19 protein-coding genes are annotated in these 20336 nt (G+C 29.8%); all 19 read right to left on the bottom strand.

The window, feature by feature from the left end:
- Positions 1-2 precede the first annotated feature (2 nt).
- The 19 genes from ACY2RW_RS03265 to ACY2RW_RS03175 all read right to left on the bottom strand — a co-directional run bounded on the left by ACY2RW_RS03265 (position 3) and on the right by ACY2RW_RS03175 (position 20332).
- Positions 3-1322, bottom strand: coding sequence for an oligosaccharide flippase family protein (locus ACY2RW_RS03265; protein WP_490121271.1), 1320 nt, complete (start codon positions 1320-1322; stop codon positions 3-5).
- Entirely contained in the window at positions 1322-2500 is a 1179-nt protein-coding gene (locus ACY2RW_RS03260) for a glycosyltransferase family protein (RefSeq protein WP_490121270.1), read from the bottom strand. Before ACY2RW_RS03260 ends, ACY2RW_RS03265 begins: the two co-directional genes overlap by 1 nt.
- On the bottom strand, positions 2493-3257 hold the full coding sequence (locus ACY2RW_RS03255; protein WP_490121269.1) for an AglZ/HisF2 family acetamidino modification protein: 765 nt from the start codon (positions 3255-3257) through the stop codon (positions 2493-2495). Before ACY2RW_RS03255 ends, ACY2RW_RS03260 begins: the two co-directional genes overlap by 8 nt.
- A 3-nt stretch (positions 3258-3260) precedes the next feature.
- Positions 3261-3872, bottom strand: coding sequence for an imidazole glycerol phosphate synthase subunit HisH (hisH, locus tag ACY2RW_RS03250; protein ID WP_490121268.1), 612 nt, complete (start codon positions 3870-3872; stop codon positions 3261-3263).
- Positions 3873-3878: 6 nt separating this feature from the next.
- Positions 3879-5054, bottom strand: a complete 1176-nt coding sequence (locus tag ACY2RW_RS03245) for an N-acetyl sugar amidotransferase (RefSeq protein WP_490121267.1) — start codon at positions 5052-5054, stop codon at positions 3879-3881.
- Position 5055: 1 nt separating this feature from the next.
- Positions 5056-5559, bottom strand: coding sequence for an acyltransferase (locus ACY2RW_RS03240; RefSeq protein ID WP_490121266.1), 504 nt, complete (start codon positions 5557-5559; stop codon positions 5056-5058).
- Positions 5543-7441, bottom strand: coding sequence for an asparagine synthase (glutamine-hydrolyzing) (asnB, locus tag ACY2RW_RS03235; protein WP_490121265.1), 1899 nt, complete (start codon positions 7439-7441; stop codon positions 5543-5545). The genes ACY2RW_RS03240 and asnB overlap by 17 nt, the downstream gene beginning before the upstream one ends.
- A gap of 1 nt (position 7442) precedes the next feature.
- Complete coding sequence (locus ACY2RW_RS03230; RefSeq protein WP_490121264.1) at positions 7443-8582, bottom strand: DegT/DnrJ/EryC1/StrS family aminotransferase; 1140 nt, start codon at positions 8580-8582, stop codon at positions 7443-7445.
- 5 nt (positions 8583-8587) lie between these two features.
- The gene (locus ACY2RW_RS03225; protein WP_490121263.1) at positions 8588-9571 is read right to left on the bottom strand and encodes an NAD-dependent epimerase/dehydratase family protein; all 984 of its coding nucleotides are present in this window, start codon (positions 9569-9571) and stop codon (positions 8588-8590) included.
- Between the two features lie 14 nt (positions 9572-9585).
- Complete coding sequence (gene lhgO / locus ACY2RW_RS03220; RefSeq protein WP_490121262.1) at positions 9586-10809, bottom strand: L-2-hydroxyglutarate oxidase; 1224 nt, start codon at positions 10807-10809, stop codon at positions 9586-9588.
- 10 nt (positions 10810-10819) lie between these two features.
- A complete protein-coding gene (gene wecC / locus ACY2RW_RS03215; RefSeq protein ID WP_490121261.1) occupies positions 10820-12025 on the bottom strand; it encodes a UDP-N-acetyl-D-mannosamine dehydrogenase in 1206 nt (401 codons plus the stop codon).
- A 3-nt stretch (positions 12026-12028) separates the two neighbouring features.
- On the bottom strand, positions 12029-13147 hold the full coding sequence (gene wecB, locus ACY2RW_RS03210) for a non-hydrolyzing UDP-N-acetylglucosamine 2-epimerase (protein ID WP_490121260.1): 1119 nt from the start codon (positions 13145-13147) through the stop codon (positions 12029-12031).
- Between the two features lie 2 nt (positions 13148-13149).
- Positions 13150-14124: a Gfo/Idh/MocA family protein gene (locus tag ACY2RW_RS03205; protein WP_490121259.1), complete on the bottom strand. Its 975-nt coding sequence runs from the start codon at positions 14122-14124 to the stop codon at positions 13150-13152.
- A gap of 1 nt (position 14125) precedes the next feature.
- Positions 14126-15220 (bottom strand): DegT/DnrJ/EryC1/StrS family aminotransferase, encoded by a 1095-nt coding sequence (locus ACY2RW_RS03200; protein ID WP_490121258.1) that lies wholly within the window; start codon positions 15218-15220, stop codon positions 14126-14128.
- Positions 15221-15232: 12 nt separating this feature from the next.
- Positions 15233-15814 carry an acyltransferase gene (locus ACY2RW_RS03195; protein WP_490121257.1) on the bottom strand — a complete coding sequence of 194 codons (582 nt, stop codon included), beginning with the start codon at positions 15812-15814 and terminating at the stop codon, positions 15233-15235.
- An 87-nt stretch (positions 15815-15901) separates the two neighbouring features.
- Positions 15902-17185 (bottom strand): nucleotide sugar dehydrogenase, encoded by a 1284-nt coding sequence (locus ACY2RW_RS03190; RefSeq protein WP_490121256.1) that lies wholly within the window; start codon positions 17183-17185, stop codon positions 15902-15904.
- A gap of 4 nt (positions 17186-17189) precedes the next feature.
- Positions 17190-18170 (bottom strand): SDR family oxidoreductase, encoded by a 981-nt coding sequence (locus ACY2RW_RS03185; protein WP_490121255.1) that lies wholly within the window; start codon positions 18168-18170, stop codon positions 17190-17192.
- Between the two features lie 87 nt (positions 18171-18257).
- Positions 18258-19370: a GDP-mannose 4,6-dehydratase gene (gmd, locus tag ACY2RW_RS03180; RefSeq protein WP_490121254.1), complete on the bottom strand. Its 1113-nt coding sequence runs from the start codon at positions 19368-19370 to the stop codon at positions 18258-18260.
- A 2-nt stretch (positions 19371-19372) separates the two neighbouring features.
- Positions 19373-20332, bottom strand: coding sequence for a GDP-L-fucose synthase family protein (locus ACY2RW_RS03175; RefSeq protein WP_490121253.1), 960 nt, complete (start codon positions 20330-20332; stop codon positions 19373-19375).
- Between the last annotated feature and the right edge of the window lie 4 nt (positions 20333-20336).

Raw genomic sequence — 20336 nt, 5'->3', positions numbered from 1 at the left:
TTTTAATTTTTATAAATAAATATTTGACTTATTACAAAGAGTAATAAATAAATAGCACCCATTATTTTCAAATTATAGTTGAACTTAAATAATTTTTCTGACATTATAGTATAAATACTTGCTGAAATAATTGAAGATAAGATAGTGGATGTAATAATAATTGGAAAACCATAGGTAGGTACAAATATATAGCAAATAATAAAATTAATTAGTACTCCAAAAATTGATATAATAGACACATAAACGGTTTTTCTTTTAATCGTAAAACCAAAACCATTTATAGCCATACCTGAAAATATAATAGAACTTAAAAAAATAGACGGTAATAAATGCGCATAAATAAGATAATCTTGACTATTTGCACCCCCTAATATTTTAATTAAGATTTCTTTTGATAAAATTATAAAAATGAATACAGGAATTAATACTATAACAAATAAATCAAAAACTTTTTTATTAAATTTTCTACCATTTTCAGATTCATAATTTTGGTACATTACAGGTAAAAAACCTTTAGATATTAAGGTAACTGTTAAACTTCCTATTTGAGAAACTCTATAAAGTAAGGCATACAAACCAATAAAATAAATATCGCCAATAAAGGTTAAAATAATAAATCTATCTGCAAAAGCAGAAAAAGAATTTGATAGATATGTAGGTACAAAAGGGATAGATATTTTAAATAATTCTTTTAATTTCTTTTTTCCACCCACAACATTTCTAAAAATTAAATACTCTTTTATAATTAATAGACTTAAAACTGCTCCTAAAAAACTACCAATAACCATTCCTAGAAAAAGACTTTCGATAACCCTTTCATAAAAATATAATAAGGTAATTCCAAAAAGTATTCCTGAAACAGAAGATACGAAGTTGATTAATGCTGCCATTTTAGAATTACCAATCCATCTTATAAAATTAAATACTGCATATGTAATGTAAGAAAACATTACATACAATACTAATAAGAATAAAATATAAGAATTAAAAAAATGATTGTATAAATTTATTAAGTAGCCTAAAACAGCTAAAAATATAAGTGCTGAAACAGAAATTAGTAACGACTTTGTAAAAAGATAACCTAAAAGTCTTTTATTATCTTTATTTTCTGAAACTAGAATTGCAAAACCAGAATCTATACCAAAACCAATAATAAGTATTGTAAAGCTAGAAGCAATTAAAAACAAATCATACTCTCCAAATTTCTCTACACTTAAAAGTGTATTTAAAAACGGAATGATTAACAAACTCGCCACTTTACCACCAGCAGTTGCTATTGTATAAAAAACAGTATCTTTTAAGCTCTTCTTGAGTAAACTCATTAGTTTTCTAGTAATGATTTTAAAGTGTTTACTGGTAGATTGACCATGTTTTTTACAAACCAATCAAATCCACTATTTCCTATTTCTTTTAACAATGCTGGTTTATCTTGGATAGATAAGAGAATATTTTTTATTGATTTAGGGTCATCAGCATACAACATTGGGTATAGCTCATCATAATAATTTTCATATAGAGAATCTGTTCTCTTGTGAATTATTAATTTTTTTAAAGCCAATGCTTCATATATAACACCATAAGAAAAGTAACTATGATATAATTCTCCCACAACAATATCTGACAAACTCATACCTATCATTACATCATTTCTATTAGACTTGGGAAGCCAAGTTACATAATTTTCAATATCTAATTCATTAATCAATTTTTTTGATTCATCTACATCTACACCATATTCAAAAGTAACTATATGAAACCTGTTCTCTTTTTTTGTTTCTTCCAGTAATAGCTTTAAACCTTTGAATAAAGAGTCATTATTTTTAATGGAATAATAATCTTCTTTAGTTTTCCAATAATGCCTAGAATTATGAAAAACAATAATTTTATTCTGTTTTTTTAATTCCATCATCTTTTTTGAGACATCAGAATCTTCTTTCATTTTATTAAAATCAGAAGAATAATAGTCTTTGTAATACACCATTGGTACACCAGCTTGATAAACTTTTGATGCTATCTTTATTTTTTTAAGAGATTTTTCTAAAAGACCACCTGTAGGCGCCATAAATATAGAAGCAGCTTCCTTAATTCCTTTTTTTTGATTATTCGAAATTTTTAAGCTTAAAATTTGTCTTTTAGGATTTATTATTTTATAAAAAGGGATACTGTATAAGTCTGAACCATAAGGTATAAAAATATCTAATTTTAAACCAGCCTTGTAAAAAAAAGCTGGTACTGTTCCACATCCAACTAAGAAGTCAAATTTAGAGAACTTTTTTTTTATTTCTTTAAAAAAAAATGGCGTAAAAGTTTCAATAGATCCCCATTTTAATTGATGTGTATATGACTCCCATTCATTATTAAAAGAATCTTGTGATGGATGAAAATAGTCATTATTTAGAAGAAATAGCGTTGCATCAATACCATTATTAATTAAGTATTTACAAAAAGCACTGAAATTGTTATTCATATTGCCAATTAAGGCTACTTTCTTATTAACCATTCAACGCTTTTTTTAATTTTTGATTGTCTGGAAAATTAACCAAAACGCCCATTCCTTTGTTTTGATAAACCACCATACTACCCAAACTTACAGCTGACGCATTTCCTTTTTTTACAACTACCTCTATATCTTTTAGGTTTGCAGCACCGCCATTGGCAATTACAGGAATGTCTACTATATTTGTGATACTTTCTACTAATTCAATATCAAAACCTTTCCAAGTTCCTTCTTGATGAATTGCTGTCAATAAAATTTCTCCTGCTCCTAATTGCTCTAGCTTTTTAGCCCAATCAATTACATTTACTTTTTGTTTTGTTTTTCCTGAATTTGAATACACTTGGTATTTACCAAACATATTCTTTTTAACATCAATAGAGGCTACAATTGCCTGATTACCAAAGTGAGAAGCTAATTGCGTTATAAATTCTGGTTTTTCAAAAGCAATCGTATTTACAATTACTTTTTCTATGCCTATTTGAAACATTTTTTTTGCATCCTCAAAAGTTCTAATTCCTCCACCATAAGCCAAAGGCATAAAACATTCGTTTGCTAATTCTGAAAGAATTTTAAAATTTGGTTGTCTTTTATTATTAGTGGCAGTGATGTCTAAAACAGCCAATTCATCTACTTCTAACTCATTAAAAATACGCGCAGTATTTACTGGATCTCCTATATATCTTGGTTTTTTAAAATTAACCGTTTTTACTAAACTATCATCTTTTAGTAATAGGCAAGGAATTACTCTAGTTTGAAGCATAGTTTAAATTTTTGCAAAATTTTCAAATAGTTTCATCCCAAATTTATGACTTTTCTCTGGATGAAATTGAGCTCCATAAATATTGTTATGTTGGATTCCTGAATCAAATTCTAAACCATAATTCGTTTTTAAAATAGCATTTTCTTGATTTTCTACTTCAACATAATAAGAATGTACAAAGTAAAATCTTGGTTCTTCTGCAAAATTTTCTGTCAATTTACTTTTGTTTGCATTAGCAACTATGTTCCAACCCATATGAGGTACTTTCAATTTCTTTTCTTTAGAAAACTGAAATTTCTTTGTATTAGCATTAATCCAACCTAAACCTTTTTCTTTCCCTTCTTCACTTCCTAAAGTTAATAGCTGCATCCCCAAACAAATACCTAGAATAGGTTTTTTTTCCTCAATAACTTTAGCATCTAAAATTACTCTAATACCAGATTCATTTAACCTCTTCATTGCATTATCGAATGAACCAACACCAGGTAATAATATCTTTTCTGCCTTTTTAATTTCTTCTAAATTTGAGGTAATTTTAGATTCTACTCCAATCTTCTTAAACATATTAAAAACAGAACCTAAATTTCCCATACCATAATCTACAATTGTAATCATATCAATTTAATTTTTTTTTGATGGAAAACAGTATTTTAAGTAAAAACTCATAGGCACTAAATTAGCTTTGGCTAATGTAAAAAAAAGAGGTCTTAATTTTTCAAATCGTTTTTTATAGGTAGGAAACTCATACCAAGATTTGGAAGGTCTGCTCATTATTTCATCAAATTCTTCTTCTTTTAAAGATAGTCGTTTTTTAAAATAATCTAATAAATCTTCTTCTAAATGAGGTTCTGTATTATATTCTTCCCAAGCTTCTGCTCTTGTCATTTTACCCATTCTAACTTTTGCAGACAGTGTATTATTTCTAAAATCTGTGTTAAATTTTTTTGGCATATAAAAGCTATGATAAAAAGCAGTCATTCTATTTTCTAAATGATGACCTCCATAGTATTCCCAATCATATTCTTTTTCTAAAAAGGCACGAGCCTCTTCTTTATTATAATCAATATACCAAAAGGGTCTAATTTTTTTAATTCTTTTAAAAACTGTCCAATATAAGAATCTTGAAAAGGTCATTAATGGATAAGTTTTCATTTTTAAAGACCCAAACTTTTTATGAATGGATTGAATATACTTACCATCAAAGTAATTTCTACCTACAGGTGTAATTCCTTCAGTTATAAAAGAATGTCCTTCAAAAACATATTTAACACTATATTTAGAAGCTGCTCTATACATCGTTTCCGCTAAAGCTAAATCTGTGGATGCTTCAATTTCTGCAACACTGGCTTTAAAAAAAGATTTAAAGATATCATCCGATTCTTTATTATCTGTAACATGTGTATATAAATCTACATTTAATGCTGATAGTACTTTTCTAATATTTTCAGTTGCAATAGCACTATTCCAAGTATTATCATAATGAACTGCCAATGGTCTTAAACCCCATTTTAAAGCTAAATACAACATATATGACGAATCTGTACCTCCACTAACGCCCACTACACAATCATACTTTTTTCCTTTTCCTGATTTTTTTACTTCTTGTATGATAGACTTTAGTGCTTTATTTCCTTTTTCTGTTCCAGTACCATATTCTTTCTGTAAACTGTCAATTTGCTTACAGTAATTGCAAACCCCCTTATCATCAAAAGTAATTGCATTAACCCTTTCATCATATATACATCTGCTACAGATTTGAACTGATGCTTTTTCTATATTTGGTTCTAATTCAATCATATTAAATTTTTTTGGCTGGGTTTCCAGCATATTTACTCCCTTCAGGAATTGACTTATTTACAAAACTATTTGCTCCTACAATAGATCCTTTACCTATTTGAACCCCTTTTGATATTATGGTATTAGGACCTATATAGCAATTATCTTCAATAATGGTTTTTTTATGAACATAAGGTTCTTTACCTCCAGATATTGCCCAAGCAACAGAATCATGACTATAAATTTGAACTCCAATAGAGATTGAACAATTATCCCCAATCTCTAACCCTCCTGAACCATCTAATACTGTATTTGCTCCTATCCAAGTGTTTTTTCCTACTTTTACTTCTCCAAGTACTATTGAACTATCATATATACTTGTTCCTTCTCCAAAACCAAGAAATTTTGCTTTTTCCCATCTATCAGTTAATAACTCATTAAAGGGTAGAACACGGTTATAATTAGTTTTTATTTCTAATCTTTTTAAATGAAATATTTTTTTTAATTTATTAAACAGATTCTCCATTAATAAATATTTTACACCACCATTCAAAATTCATAAAAGACCATATTAATAATCGGTGGTTAATTCCTTTATTGATATGTTCATCTACAATTTTATAAATATATTCTTTTTTAATGTACTTGGTACTTACTGTATTTTCAGACAATAACAGTTCTTTTACATATTCTGCATTTTCACCTCTATACCAACTTTCATCAGGTGCAGAGAAACCTTGCTTTTTTCTATTGATTATTTCTTTTGGAATAAAATCTATCATCGCCTTTCTTAACACATTTTTTCCATCATCAAACTCTCTATATGAAATTGTTTTCTTATTGGTAGCAGTTTGATTTTCATCAATTTTTTCTATTTCTTTTTCTAAATTACCTAATTTATGTTTTACTGGAACTTTCATTGCAAAATCTACCAAATCATTGTCCATAAAAGGAAAACGTTCTTCTAAACCGTGCGCCATTGCTAACTTATCTCCAACTAGAAAAAGTCCAGGCAAAAAAGTTTTAATTTCAAAATATAATGAATTGTTTATATGCTGCTCAGGGGTATCATATTTTAATTTATCATTAAAGGTAAATACTCTTTCAAAAACTTTTCGAGGTTCGTCAATATCAATATTTTCAAAAACTTCATTTGTAAAAAGTTCTTTTTTTTCTGTATCAGGAACAAGTCGTTGCCAGAAATCATAATATTGATTAAAAAACTCTTCTTGATTTAAAGAATCAAATACTTTATAATAACGCCAAGGGTAGCCTCCAAATAACTCATCTCCACCTGTTCCTTGTAGGCAAACTTTAACAAATTTTGATGCTAAACGTGCAATATAATAATTAGGGTAAGACATCCCTACACGTAAATCTTCTAAATGATACACTAATTTTGGTAAAGACCAACGTATATCTCCAGCATTCATTACTTGTTCAAATTGTTCTGTCTTAAAGTGATTTGCCATTAATTCTGCATCTCTTCGCTCATCAAAATTTGCTTCTCTTCCTGTGGTTTCACTCATATCAAACCCACAAGTAAATGTTGACAACCTATCTACATGACTTGAAGCTACAGCTGTAATTGACCCTGAATCCATACCTCCAGAAAGATATGAGCCAACTGGCACATCTGCAATCATTTGTCTTGTCACTGCTTGTTTAAACAAGCGTTTGGTTTCTTTTTTCGCCTCTTTAAAAGACATGTTTTCATCCGTTTTCGTAAAATCATAATCCCACCAAGAATTATGTTTTACAAAAGTTGAAGAACTATCAATTTTGATAGTATTTGCAGGAGGCAACATATGTACTCCTTTAAATAAAGTGTTGTAAGAAAAAACATTTTGAAATGTAAAATATTCGTTTAGAGCATCTAAATCTACATCCATTTTGTAATTAGGGTGCTTTATAATAGCTTTTATTTCACTAGAAAAACAAATGGTTTTTCCATTGAACCAATAATAAAGAGGTTTAATTCCAAAACGATCACGACTTAAAAATAATTCTTTTGTTTCATTATTCCAAGCTGCAATTGCAAACATGCCGTTTAAACGTTCAAAGAATTCTGTGCCGTAAGCATCTAACCCTTCACAAATAACTTCAGTATCTGTTTCAGAATTAAAGGTATGTCCTTTAGATTTTAACTCTTGTTTTAACTCTGAAAAATTGTAGATACAACCGTTAAAAATAATAGTCCATTTTAAACTTTTAGAGCTCATTGGTTGAGCACCTTTATCTGTTGTGTCTAATATGGCTAGACGTTTATGCGCTAAACCAATATTTTCTTTTACAAAAAACCCATGTCCATCTGGACCACGATGGGCTATTTGTTCTGCCATAGATTTTAATTGGTCTCTATAAACAGTTTCTTGGTTAACGTTAAAAACACCTACAATTCCACACATACTATAAACAAGCTTTTAATTCTGTAACAACACGTTCCTGTAATTCAGGAGTTAAATCGTTGTACAATGGTAATGCTAATGCATGTTTATAACACCATAGGCTATTTTCCATATTTCCTTTAATTTCTACTAAAGGATTATTCTGAAATGCTTCGTGCATGTGTAAAGAATAGGTTCCAATTTGAACTTCTATGCCTTTAGCTCGCATTTCTGTCATAATACGATCTCTATCTTCTACAAAAATTGAAAAAGTTTGATAAGAATGTTTACATTGTTTAGTATCACAGGTACACGATGCGCAAGTTTCTTTGTCTGAAAAATGAGTTAAAGTAACACCTTCTACTCCTCTAAGCATTGATTCGTAGTTATTTGCTAACTCTATGCGTTTAGAAAGCAATACTTCTATATGATCTAATTGACCTAGACCAACTGCTGCTTGTAAATTGGTTAACTTGTAGTTGGTTCCAATATTACTAAAATGAATACCTTCGCGAGAAGCACCAGTCATGTCCATACCAAAATGTTTGTATGAATTCATCCAGTCTGCTAATTCTTTACTTTGTGTGGTAACCACACCACCTTCACCAGTAGTAATAAATTTTCTTGGATGTAAAGAAAATACCGTAATATCGGCTTGTTTACCTACCTTTTCGCCTTTAAAATCTGCACCAATAGTACAAGCTGCATCTTCAATAATGTATAAATTGTGCTTCTTTTTAATAGCATTTAATCTATCATAATCTAAAGGTGCACCAAATAATGATACTGGTATAATCACTTTAGTTTTAGGCGTTATTGCCGCTTCTAAAGCATCATAATCAATTAACATATTTTCTTTAGCAACATCTACAATAACTGCTTTAGCACCAACAATTGGTGCAACAGATGCAGTTGCTGGATACGTATAATCTGGAACAATAACCTCATCTCCAGGACCAATTTTTAAGGCTCTAAGAGCCATTTCTAGTCCTGTAGTAGCTGAAGTTACAGCCATTAAATAATTACACCCTAGATAATCTTTTAATTTGTTTTCAAATTCTCTAGTTACTGGTCCTTCAGTTAAATAACCGCTTTCAAGAACTTCAATAACCTTATCCTTAATTTCTTGAGTAATGAAGGGTTTTATTAGTGGAATATTCATGATGCTTATGCTTTGTCTATACCAACTGATTTTCTCCAGTCGATTAATTTTTGTAATCCTTCTCTTAACGAATCCTTATATAAGAATCCTAATTCGTTTTCGGCACGTTTACGTGAGCCAATTCTATTTTGTACTAATGCACGAGCATCATCTGCAGAATATGGTACGTATTTTACTTTTAAATCAGACCTTTTTAAATCTAAAATAGTGTCGCATAATTGCTTTATAGTTGTTTGTACTTCTGTACCAACATTATAGTTTCCAATTTTAACATCCGATTCTAATGCAGCTATATTTGCTCTTGCCACATCTTCTACATAAATAAAATCGTAAGCTTGACTTCCATCTCCATTAATTACGGGTTGTTCACCAGCTTCAATTTTATTTAACATAATTGGCACTACACCGCTGTAAACTGCGTGTTGGTCTTGACCTGGACCGTAAACATTCATATATCGTAAACTTACCACTTCTAAACCGTAACGATCATTAAATGCAGTTGCCATAGCTTCTCCTGCTATTTTTGTGGCACCGTAAAAGTTTTTATTATTGAATGGGTGAGCTTCTGTCATTGGAACCTCAGCTGCATCACCATATACAGATGCAGAAGAAGAGGATACTAATTTTTTAACCTTGTTTTTAACACAAGCTTCTAAAACATTAAATGTTCCTCCAACATTTACATCAAATGCTGTACGAGGATAATCTTTACAATGTAATAGCCACATTGCAGCTAAATGAAATACATAATCTACACCTTGCATTGCAGTATCAAGAATATCAGTTTCTCTTACATCACCACCATAAGGATAAACCGTACATCTATCGTCTTTTAAGCTTTCTACAATATTATCAGATTTTCCACGTGCAAAATTATCGTATATAACAACTTCTTTTACATTGTGTTTTAATAATTCACTGACTACAAAGCCACCAATAAATCCTGCTCCTCCAATGACTAATACTCTTGAACCTTTTAATTTTCCCATTTTAATATAATTAATTATACTTTATTATTTTCTTCTTTATCAAATAATCTTACTAATACTTCATCTGCTATAGCTAAACAGGCTGTTGCAGCTGGAGATGGTGCATTAATAATATGTAATGAATTCTTTGTTTTTTTGATCAAAAAATCATCTATTAAATTACCTTCACTATTCAAGGCTTGAGCTCTGACCCCAGACTTTCCTTTTGTTATATCTTCCATTTTTAAATTTGGAACAAGACGTTGTAGTGATATTAAAAAACGTTTTTTACTAAAAGCTCTTTTGTACTCCTCTAATCCTATTTTCCAATAGCCTGAAAAAAGCTTCCATAATCCTTTAAATCGAAATGCTTTAACAGTGTCTTTTAAGCTAAAACTTGTTCTAGAATAGCCTTCTTTTTTGAAAGAAAACACTGCATTTGGCCCAGCTTCAATAGAACCATCGTGCATTTTTGTTAAATGAACTCCTAAAAAAGGGAGATCTATATTTGGCACAGGATAAATAAGTCCTTTAACTTTCTTTAGCCCCCCATTTACAACATTGTAGTAATCTCCTCGAAAACCAACTATTTGTAAATCTAATTCTATATTATCTAATTTTGCCATTTCGTCTGCTTGCAAACCAGCTGCAAATATAGCATAATTGGTTTTAAAAGTGCCTTTTGTTGTTACAATAGATTTTTTATTCTGATTATTAACAACAGAAACAACTTTTACATTTTTTAAAACCTTGTTATTACTATTAATTTTCTGAAACTCTCTTGATAATACTTCAACTACCTGTCTATAATCAATGATACCTGCATAAGGAACAAAAATAGCTTCTATACATTCAATAAAAGGCTCGTGTTTTTTACTATCTTCTGATGAAAGTATTTTAATATCTTTTAATCCATTTTGAATTCCGTTGTTATATATTTTTTGAAGTGTTTCTAGTTCAGATTTTTCAAAGGCTGCAATTAATTTACCACACATTTCATGGCTAATATTATGTTTTTTAGCAAAATCTATTAATTGAGTTCTTCCATTAATACAATTTTTAGCTTTTAAAGAACCTGGAGTATAATAAATACCTGAGTGGATAACTCCAGAATTATTTCCTGTTTGATGTGATGCTAATTTAGATTCTTTTTCAAGAACTAAAATTGTTTTTTCGGGGCTATTTAAAGCCAATTTATACGCTGTTGCTAAACCAATTATTCCACCTCCAACGATAATAAAATCGTATTCATTTTTCATAGTACTAAGTTTATATACCGCAAAAATCTAAAATTGTTGTTGTTGAACTTATTTTTAAGTCTTTAAACTCTTTGTGGGCAACTAGAAAAACAACAATATCAGCTTTACTAACTGCTTCTTTATACTCAGTTAATTTAAAAACATTATGCTCTTCTATATTTGGTTCTACAATAAAATACTCTCCATTATTGTCGTTTTGTAAAACTTTATTAACAATATACTTTGCTGGTGATTCTCTTAAATCGTCTATATTAGGTTTAAAAGCTAAGCCCATTAAAGCTATACTTGGTTTTCTACCATGTGCTAATTCAAACTTTAATTTCTCTGTTTGAATTTTTTCTGCACACCAAAAAGATTTATAATTATTAACCTCTCTTGCAGTTCCTATAATTTTAGATTCCATTGGGTAATCTGATACTATAAAATAGGGATCAACAGCAATACAATGACCACCAACTCCACAACCTGGTTGTAATATATTTACTCTTGGGTGTTTGTTTGCTAAATTGATTAATTCCCAAACATTTATATTTGCTTTATCACAAATTAAGGAAAGTTCATTAGCAAAAGCTATTTGAACATCTCTAGAAGAATTTTCTGTTAATTTACACATTTCTGCTGTTCTTGCATTAGTGGCGTGTAATTCTCCTTTTACAAATTGTTTATAAAAATTTAATGCTTTTTGAGTAGACTTTTCATCAACACCACCAATAACTCTATCGTTATAAACTAATTCATGCATTACATTTCCTGGTAAAACTCTCTCAGGGCAATAAGCTATATTCAATTTATCTTTCAGCTCTGATCTTTCACTATAAATAAGACGCATCATTTTTTCAGTTGTTCCAATTGGCGATGTAGATTCAATTATATATAAATCGTCTTCTTTTAATAAAGGGATTATATTTTTTGTTGCTGCTTCTACATAAGAAATATCTGGCTCGTGATTTCCTTTAAAAGGAGTTGGAACAACTATTAAATATGTATCTGCTTTAGCTGGTTTTATATCTGCTTTTAAAAAGCCTGTCTTTACAGACTCTTCTACAGCAATATCTAAACTTGGTTCTACAATGTGTATTTTTCCTTTATTAATAATATCTACAACATTTTGATTCACATCAACTCCATGAACGTGAATTTTATTTTGTGCAATTAACGCAGAGGTTGGCAAACCAATATAACCTAAACCAACTGTAACAACTTTTACTTCTCTCATTTTTTATAAATTTGAAATAAACTCTATAATTCTTTTACAGGCCTTTCCATCTCCATAAGGATTATGTAAAGAACTCATTAAAGAATAGCGTTCTGAATTGTCTAATAATTCTTGCGTTTCTTTTATAATTTTCTCAGTATTTGTACCTACTAAAACAACGGTTCCAGCATCTACAGCTTCTGGTCTTTCTGTAGTATCTCTCATTACTAAAACTGGTTTACCTAAACTAGGTGCCTCTTCTTGAACCCCTCCACTATCAGTAATAATTAAATATGATTGATTCATTAACCAAACAAATGTAGGGTAAGATAATGGTTTTATCAAATGAATGTTTTTGATGTCTTTTAAAAGTTCATTTACTGGTTTTAGCACATTAGGATTTAAATGTACAGGGTATACAATTTCTACATCAGGGTTTTGTAATGCTATTTCTTTTAATGCTGCACAGATATTTATAAACCCTTGTCCATGATTTTCTCTTCTATGCCCAGTGACCAATATTATTTTTTTATTAAAATCGATATGGTTATTTAAAAATTCTACATCTTCATTTTTAAGGTTTTCTACTCTATTAGAGCTTTCTAGTAAAGCATCTATAACAGTGTTTCCTGTTACCAAAATATTGTCTTTAGAAATATTTTCTACAAGCAAATTATCTTGAGATTTATTGGTAGGAGCAAAATGATAAGTTGCAACTCTCCCAGCAACTTGTCTATTCATTTCTTCAGGAAAAGGAGACAACATGTTATTTGTTCTTAAACCGGCTTCTATATGACAAACTTTTGCACCAGAATAAAAACCGGCAATACTTGCTGCCATTGTTGTAGTTGTATCTCCATGAATGTAGACAAAATCAGGCTTGAAAGACTCTAAAATTGGTTTTAGACCTGCAATTACTTCTCCTGTTAAATTATATAAGTTTTGATTAGGTTTCATTAAACTTAAATCATAATCTGGTGAAATATCAAAAAAGCTTAGCACTTGATCTAACATTTCTCTATGCTGACCAGTAACACATACTTTTGTTATAAATCTATCATCAGCTAAAAACTGATTAACTAATGGAGCCATTTTGATGGCTTCTGGTCTTGTGCCAAAAATAATAAGGTTTTTCTTTTTCATTTTTATTTTTTTGGTGTAAAAGGATGATTTGTTAAGTCTTTTTTAGCAAAAGGGTGAAATTCACCTTTTAATCCAATTGGTTCAGAATTTCTAATTTTATGAACAATCTGAATTGCTTGTCGAGCTTCTTCTAAACCATAACCATTTCCATCTAATATTCCTTCGTAAACTCTAGTGTGTAAATCTGTAAATCCACCGCTAAACTCTAACTCTTCCCCTTCTATTGTTATTGAACGGTAGGTTCTTTGTCCTGTTTTTTTAATTTCTTCAGGTAAAACGTCATAATTAATAGATAAAAACCAGCGAACTCTAGCACGCTTAAACTCCAAATAACCAGCAGCTCTATCATGTGTTTGCACGTGAACAATGTTTTCTTTTATTTCACCGAAGATCCAAGATAGCATATCATAAAAATGGACACCAATATTAGTTGCAATTCCTCCAGATTTACTTTGATTTCCTTTCCAAGAAGTGTAATACCAATTCCCTCTAGAAGTTAAATATGTTAAATCAATATCAAAAATTTTGTTTTTTGGAGCATTAGCAACCTTATTTTTTAAATCTATTATACTTTGATGCAATCTAAGTTGAAGAATATTCCAAACTCTCTGACCAGATTCTTTTTCCATCCTTTGTAAGGCATCTAAATTCCAAGGGTTTAAAACTAATGGTTTTTCACAAATAGCATCTGCACCTCTTCTCATTGCCATTCTAATATGTGAGTCGTGCAAGTAGTTTGGAGTACAAATACTTACATAATCTAATTCTATATTTTTATCATGCTTAAGTTTTTCTAAATGTCTGTCAAACCTTTCTGGCTCTACAAAAAAATCTGCATCTGGGAAATAACTATCCATAACACCTACGCTATCAAACCTATCTAATGCTGCAATTAAGTTATTTTTTGTGTCTTTTATAGCTTTTAAGTGTCTTGGCGCTATGTAGCCAGACGCTCCTATTAATGCAAAGTTTTTCATATTAAATTACTTCAATTATTTTTTTTGAAATATATTTTTGTTCTTCGAAAGTAATATATGGATTCATAGGAATACTCATTATTTCTTTAGAAATTTTTTCTGAAATTGGAAAATCATTTCTTTTGTAACCTAAATATTTAAAACATTCTTGTAAATGTAATGGTTTTGGATAATGAATAGCTGTTGGGATTCCCATTTTTTTTAATTCCGTCTGAATTACATCTCTATTTTTTACTCGAATAGAATATTGTGCCCACACTGAAGTGTTATGTTTTTCAATAAAAGGAAGAACAACCTTATCTTTTAATAAATTTGTATAATTAAAAGCAGCTTTTTGTCTTCTTAAAATGTCATAATTATAATTATCTAGTTTTATATTTAAAACTGCTGCTTGGATAGTATCCAAACGTCCTCCCATACCAATATATTTATGATAATATCTTTTTATTTGACCATGTATTCTCATACTTTTTATTCTATCTGCTAGATCATCATTATTTGTAAAAACAGCACCTCCATCCCCAAAACATCCTAATGGTTTTGCTGGAAAGAAACTTGTAGTTCCTATTGTAGAAGTATTACAACTTTTCTTTTCTTTATATGTTGCCCCAAAGCTTTGAGCTCCGTCTTCAATCACAAATAAATTATATTTTAATGCAATTTTATTAATAGAGTCCATATCTGATATTTGCCCATATAAAGATACTGGTATAATTGCTTTTGTTTTTTCTGTAATTTTTTCTTCTATTTTATCTACATCGATATTATAAGTTTTTTCATCAATATCAACAAAAACAGGTGTAGCGCCTAAAAAAGCAATAGTTTCTGCAGTTGCAATAAACGTAAAAGGCGAAGTAATTACTTCGTCTCCTGGTTTTATTTCTAAAGCCATCATAGCTAATAACAAAGCATCAGTTCCATTAGAGCAGGTTATTGAATGTTCTGCTCCTGTAAATTTTGCAAGCTTTTCTTCTAAAACTGTAACCTCTTTTCCCATTATAAAAGAAGATGTATTAATTACACTACTTATAGCTTTATCAAAAGAACTTTTATGTTCTTGATAAGCTAAATTCAAATTTGCAAAATCTATTTTCATAAATTAAAACTCTTACTTAATTCTTTTTACATTATTGTTTTCTATGATATATTTTTGATCACTTTCTTTACAAGTAGCCATATTATTTTTTTCAAAATTTAGTCTGTGACCATATTCACTAACCCACCCTATTTGCCTCGATGGATTTCCTACTACTAGGGCGTAGTCAGGAACGTCTCTTGTTACAACAGAACCAGCACCAACTAAAGCATATTTACCTATATTATTACCACAAATAATTGTAGCATTAGCACCAATACTTGCTCCTTTTTTGACAACAGTCTTAAGGTATTTATTTTTTCTATTTACTGCACTTCTAGGGTTTATGACATTTGTAAAAACCATTGATGGTCCTAAAAAAACATCATCTTCACAAATTACACCAGTATAAATGGAAACATTATTCTGAACTTTAACATTATTACCTAATATAACTTGCGGAGAAACTACTACATTCTGCCCTATATTGCAATTATCCCCCAAAATACAATTAGACATTACATGTGTAAAATGCCAAATTTTTGTTTGGCTTCCGATTTTACAATTATCATCTATAATTGCAGTTTCATGAGAAAAATAATTTATTTCTTTCATCTTTTAATAATTCTCCGTATAATTTTTAAGAATCCTTTATTTTATAATTAACGATAAAATTAGTTAGATAGTTAAATTAAATAAGCACTATAAACCTCCGTCTTTTTGTGTAGGTTCTAAAGTATTTTTAACATCATAGATAACACAATTTTCATTTTTTAAAGAGTTTAAATCTAAATCCTTAAACTCATCATGAGCAACCGTTAAAACTATTGCATCAAATTTTTGATTTGGTTTTTCTACAAAAGAATCCAAACCATACTCGTGTTTTACCTCTTGAGAATTTGCCCAAGGGTCGTAAATAGTAATATTAGTGTTATATTCTTCTAATGAAGATATTACATCTACTGCTTTTGTATTTCTAACATCTGGACAATTTTCTTTAAAAGTGATCCCTAACACTAAAATCTCAGCATTTCTAATTTTTATATCTTTTTGAATCATAGCTTTAATAACCTGAGATGCTACATAACTTCCCATACTATCGTTCATTCTTCTACCTGCTAAAATAATTTCTGGGTTATATCCAAACTCTTGTGCTTTTTGAGCTAAATAATATGGGTCAACACCAATACAATGTCCACCAACCAAACCAGGTTTAAAAGGCAAGAAATTCCATTTTGTTCCAGCCGCTGCTAAAACGTCATGAGTATTAATTCCCATTAGATTAAATATTTTTGCCAATTCGTTTACAAATGCTATGTTAATATCTCTTTGTGAGTTTTCTATTACTTTTGCAGCCTCAGCAACTTTTATTGTCGGAGCCAAATGAGTTCCTGCAATAATTACTGACTTATATAAATCATCTATTTCTTTACCAATTTCTAAATTAGATCCTGAAGTAACTTTCAGTATTTTTTCGACTGTATGTTCTTTATCACCTGGGTTTATTCTTTCTGGAGAGTACCCCGCATAAAAATCTATATTATACTCAAGACCTGAAACTTTTTCTAGAACAGGAATACATTCTTCTTCGGTTGCTCCTGGATATACTGTAGATTCATAAATTACGACATCATCTTTTTTCAAAACAGCACCTACTGTTTCACTTGCCTTAACTAATGGGGTTAAAACTGGTCTATTATTTTTATCTACTGGAGTAGGAACAGTAACTATATAATAATTACAATCCTTTATATCGTTTAAAGAAGTTGAGCAAAAAAGACCTTTATTATCAGTAACTTTATCAACAAGTACCGATTGTAAAACTTCATCTGAAACTTCTAGAGTAATATCTGTTCCAGACATTAATTCAGTAACTCGTTTTTTGTTTATATCAAAACCTACTACAGAATATTTTGTTGCGAATAATCTTGCTAATGGCAAACCTACGTAGCCCAATCCTATGATTGCAATCTTTTTTTGTTTCATTAATTTATAAATTTTTCCAATACCATTTTACAGCTTCTTTTAACCCTTTTTGTAAAGAAAACTGAGGATTGTATTTTAATAATTTTTTTGCTTTATCAACACTTGCATGTGAATGTGGAATATCACCTTGCCTAATAGGCCCATTAATAACATTAATATTTTTGATTTTAGAGTCATATTCTGATAAAAATTCTTTTAAATAACTCATCAAATCATTTAAAGTATTTCTATCTCCATACGCAACATTATACACATTATTAACGGCCTCACCATCAGCAACTAAACTTAATAAATTTGCTTGTATAACATTATCTATATATGTAAAATCTCTTGAATAATTTCCATCTCCGTTAATTGTAGGTGATTCAAAACTCATTAACTGGCTGACAAATTTTGGTATGACTGCAGCATAAGCACCATTTGGATCTTGTTTTCTCCCAAAAACATTAAAATAACGTAACCCAATAGTTTCTAAACCATAAGTTTTAGAAAAAATATCTGCATACAGTTCATTTACAAATTTTGTTATTGCATAAGGAGAAAGTGGTTTTCCTATTTTATCTTCTATTTTTGGCAAAGCTTCTGAATCACCATAAGTTGAAGAACTTGCTGCATAAACAAATCGTTTGATATTGTTATCTCTAGATGCTATTAACATATTTAGAAAACCACTTATATTAACATCATTAGATGTAATGGGGTCTTTAATAGATCTAGGAACAGAACCCAGAGCAGCTTGATGCAAAACATAATCTACATTTTTTGTGGCTTTTAAACAGTCACTAAGACTTCTTATATCTCCTTCAATTAAGGTAAAGTTAGGATTATTTATTACAGCTGCTAAATTACCTTTCTTTCCAGTAGCAAAATTATCAAGACAAACTACAATATTATCTCTTTCTAACAATTCTTCACACAAATTAGAACCAATAAAACCAGCTCCACCAGTAACTAAAACTTTTTCTTTTGTAAAATTTATATTCATCTTATATTTAGTATGATGTCTTTTTGAAGGCGCAAAAATACGAAAAACATTTTTATAATGATGAGTATCAATTTTAGATTTTAAGTTCTATTCAAAATAATTTAATGTTATATAACCACCCGTTTTTAAATATTGATCTTTTTTCATCAATTTTAAATCAGATTTCATCATATCTTTTACTAAATCCTGTAAATCATATCTACATTCCCAACCTAGTTTCTGTTTCGCTTTTGTTGGATTACCAATTAGTAAATCTACTTCTGTTGGCCTGAAATACTTTGGATCAACCTCTAATACTACTTTGCCAATTTCAACTTGGTATTCTGAATTATTACAAGATTTCACAAAAGCTTTTTCATCAACTCCTTGTCCTTTAAACTCTAACTCTATACCCACTTCTGCAAAACTCATTTTTACAAAATCTCTAACCGATGTTGTTTTTCCAGTCGCAATTACCCAATCTTCTGCAACTTCTGCTTGCAAAATCATCCACATCATTCTTACGTAATCTTTTGCATGCCCCCAATCTCTTTTGGCATCTAAATTACCTAAGAATAATTTATCTTGAAGGCCTAATGCAATTCTTGAAGTTGCTCTTGTAATTTTTCTAGTTACAAAAGTTTCTCCCCTTAAAGGCGATTCGTGATTGAATAAAATTCCATTACAAGCATACATACCATAAGCCTCTCTATAGTTAACAGTTATCCAATAGGCATACATTTTTGCAACTGCGTAAGGTGATCTAGGGTAAAAAGGTGTTGTTTCTGATTGGGGAACTTCTTGCACTTTACCATATAATTCTGAGGTTGATGCCTGATAAATCCTAGTCTTTTTCTCCAAACCTAATAAACGAACTGCATTTAAAATACGTAATGTACCTAAACCATCTGCATTACCTGTATATTCTGGAGTCTCAAAAGAAACAGCAACATGACTCATTGCAGCCAAATTATAAATTTCATCTGGTTGAATTTCTTTGATTAAACGAGTAATATTTGTACTATCGGTCATATCTCCATAGTGCAGAAAAAAATTTCTATTATCTACATGTGGATCTTGATATAGATGATCTATCCTATCTGTATTAAATAGAGATGACCTTCTTTTCATTCCATGAACTTGATACCCTTTCTTTAGCAAAAACTCACTTAAATAAGCTCCATCTTGCCCAGTTACTCCTGTAATAAATGCTACTTTCATGCTTAATTAGCTTCTAATTTTACCTCTTTTATATCTTCTATATTGTCGAGAAACCATGTATAGGTTTTTTCAATTCCTTCTTTAAGTTCTGTTGAAAAACTCCATCCTAAATTTTTCATTTTAGAGACATCCATTAATTTTCTTGGGGTACCATCAGGTTTTTCTGTATCCCAAATAATATCTCCTTTATGACCAACTACATTTTGTATAGTTTCCGCTAATTCTTTAATAGTAATATCTTTACCTGAACCTATATTGTATAAATGTTCTGGCAATTTATTTTCTAAAGCATATACTACTGCTTCTGCCATATCATCTACAAATAAAAATTCTCTCATTGGTGTTCCACTACCCCATAACTCTACAGAGGCATTATTATTTAATTTTGCTTCATGAAATTTACGAAGCATGGCAGGCAATACATGGGATGTTTTTAAATCAAAATTATCAAAATATCCATATAAATTTGTTGGCATTAAACTTACATAATCTTTTTTAAATTGTTTTCTAATAGCTTGACATGCTTTAACTCCAGCAATTTTTGCAATCGCATACCACTCATTGGTTGGCTCTAAAGAATCTGTTAATAAGTACTCTTCTTTTAAGGGTTGAGATGCAAATTTTGGATATATACATGAGCTACCTAAAAAAATGAATTTTTCAACACCTAATTTTAAAGCTCCATCAATCAAATTATTTTGAATTTGCAAATTTTCCATTAAAAATTGATATGGATATTCATTATTAGCCAATATACCACCAACTCTTGCTGCTGCATTTATAATAATTTCAGGTTTTGCTGAGTTTAAAAAAGAATCAACTTCTTTTTGATTTCTTAAATCTAATTCTTTGCTTGATTTACCTACTAAATTGGTGTACCCTTTTTCTTCTAAAGCTCTCCAAACCGCAGATCCAACCATGCCTTTATGACCTGCAATATATATTTTTGTTGACTTTTCCATTGCC

The organism is Polaribacter sp. 2305UL8-11 (assembly GCF_058147165.1).
Note: the sequence above shows the minus strand (reverse complement) of the source record. Positions and strands in the feature narration are given on the sequence as shown.

Bases quoted from the DNA above. Each gene is read 5' to 3' on its own strand.
- ACY2RW_RS03265 (WP_490121271.1), bottom strand. From the start codon at position 1,322: ATGAGTTTACTCAAGAAGAGCTTAAAAGATACTGTTTTTTATACAATA.
- ACY2RW_RS03260 (WP_490121270.1), bottom strand. From the start codon at position 2,500: ATGGTTAATAAGAAAGTAGCCTTAATTGGCAATATGAATAACAATTTC.
- ACY2RW_RS03255 (WP_490121269.1), bottom strand. From the start codon at position 3,257: ATGCTTCAAACTAGAGTAATTCCTTGCCTATTACTAAAAGATGATAGT.
- hisH (WP_490121268.1), bottom strand. From the start codon at position 3,872: ATGATTACAATTGTAGATTATGGTATGGGAAATTTAGGTTCTGTTTTT.
- ACY2RW_RS03245 (WP_490121267.1), bottom strand. From the start codon at position 5,054: ATGATTGAATTAGAACCAAATATAGAAAAAGCATCAGTTCAAATCTGT.
- ACY2RW_RS03240 (WP_490121266.1), bottom strand. From the start codon at position 5,559: ATGGAGAATCTGTTTAATAAATTAAAAAAAATATTTCATTTAAAAAGA.
- asnB (WP_490121265.1), bottom strand. From the start codon at position 7,441: ATGTGTGGAATTGTAGGTGTTTTTAACGTTAACCAAGAAACTGTTTAT.
- ACY2RW_RS03230 (WP_490121264.1), bottom strand. From the start codon at position 8,582: ATGAATATTCCACTAATAAAACCCTTCATTACTCAAGAAATTAAGGAT.
- ACY2RW_RS03225 (WP_490121263.1), bottom strand. From the start codon at position 9,571: ATGGGAAAATTAAAAGGTTCAAGAGTATTAGTCATTGGAGGAGCAGGA.
- lhgO (WP_490121262.1), bottom strand. From the start codon at position 10,809: ATGAAAAATGAATACGATTTTATTATCGTTGGAGGTGGAATAATTGGT.
- wecC (WP_490121261.1), bottom strand. From the start codon at position 12,025: ATGAGAGAAGTAAAAGTTGTTACAGTTGGTTTAGGTTATATTGGTTTG.
- wecB (WP_490121260.1), bottom strand. From the start codon at position 13,147: ATGAAAAAGAAAAACCTTATTATTTTTGGCACAAGACCAGAAGCCATC.
- ACY2RW_RS03205 (WP_490121259.1), bottom strand. From the start codon at position 14,124: ATGAAAAACTTTGCATTAATAGGAGCGTCTGGCTACATAGCGCCAAGA.
- ACY2RW_RS03200 (WP_490121258.1), bottom strand. From the start codon at position 15,220: ATGAAAATAGATTTTGCAAATTTGAATTTAGCTTATCAAGAACATAAA.
- ACY2RW_RS03195 (WP_490121257.1), bottom strand. From the start codon at position 15,814: ATGAAAGAAATAAATTATTTTTCTCATGAAACTGCAATTATAGATGAT.
- ACY2RW_RS03190 (WP_490121256.1), bottom strand. From the start codon at position 17,185: ATGAAACAAAAAAAGATTGCAATCATAGGATTGGGCTACGTAGGTTTG.
- ACY2RW_RS03185 (WP_490121255.1), bottom strand. From the start codon at position 18,170: ATGAATATAAATTTTACAAAAGAAAAAGTTTTAGTTACTGGTGGAGCT.
- gmd (WP_490121254.1), bottom strand. From the start codon at position 19,370: ATGAAAGTAGCATTTATTACAGGAGTAACTGGGCAAGATGGAGCTTAT.
- ACY2RW_RS03175 (WP_490121253.1), bottom strand. From the start codon at position 20,332: ATGGAAAAGTCAACAAAAATATATATTGCAGGTCATAAAGGCATGGTT.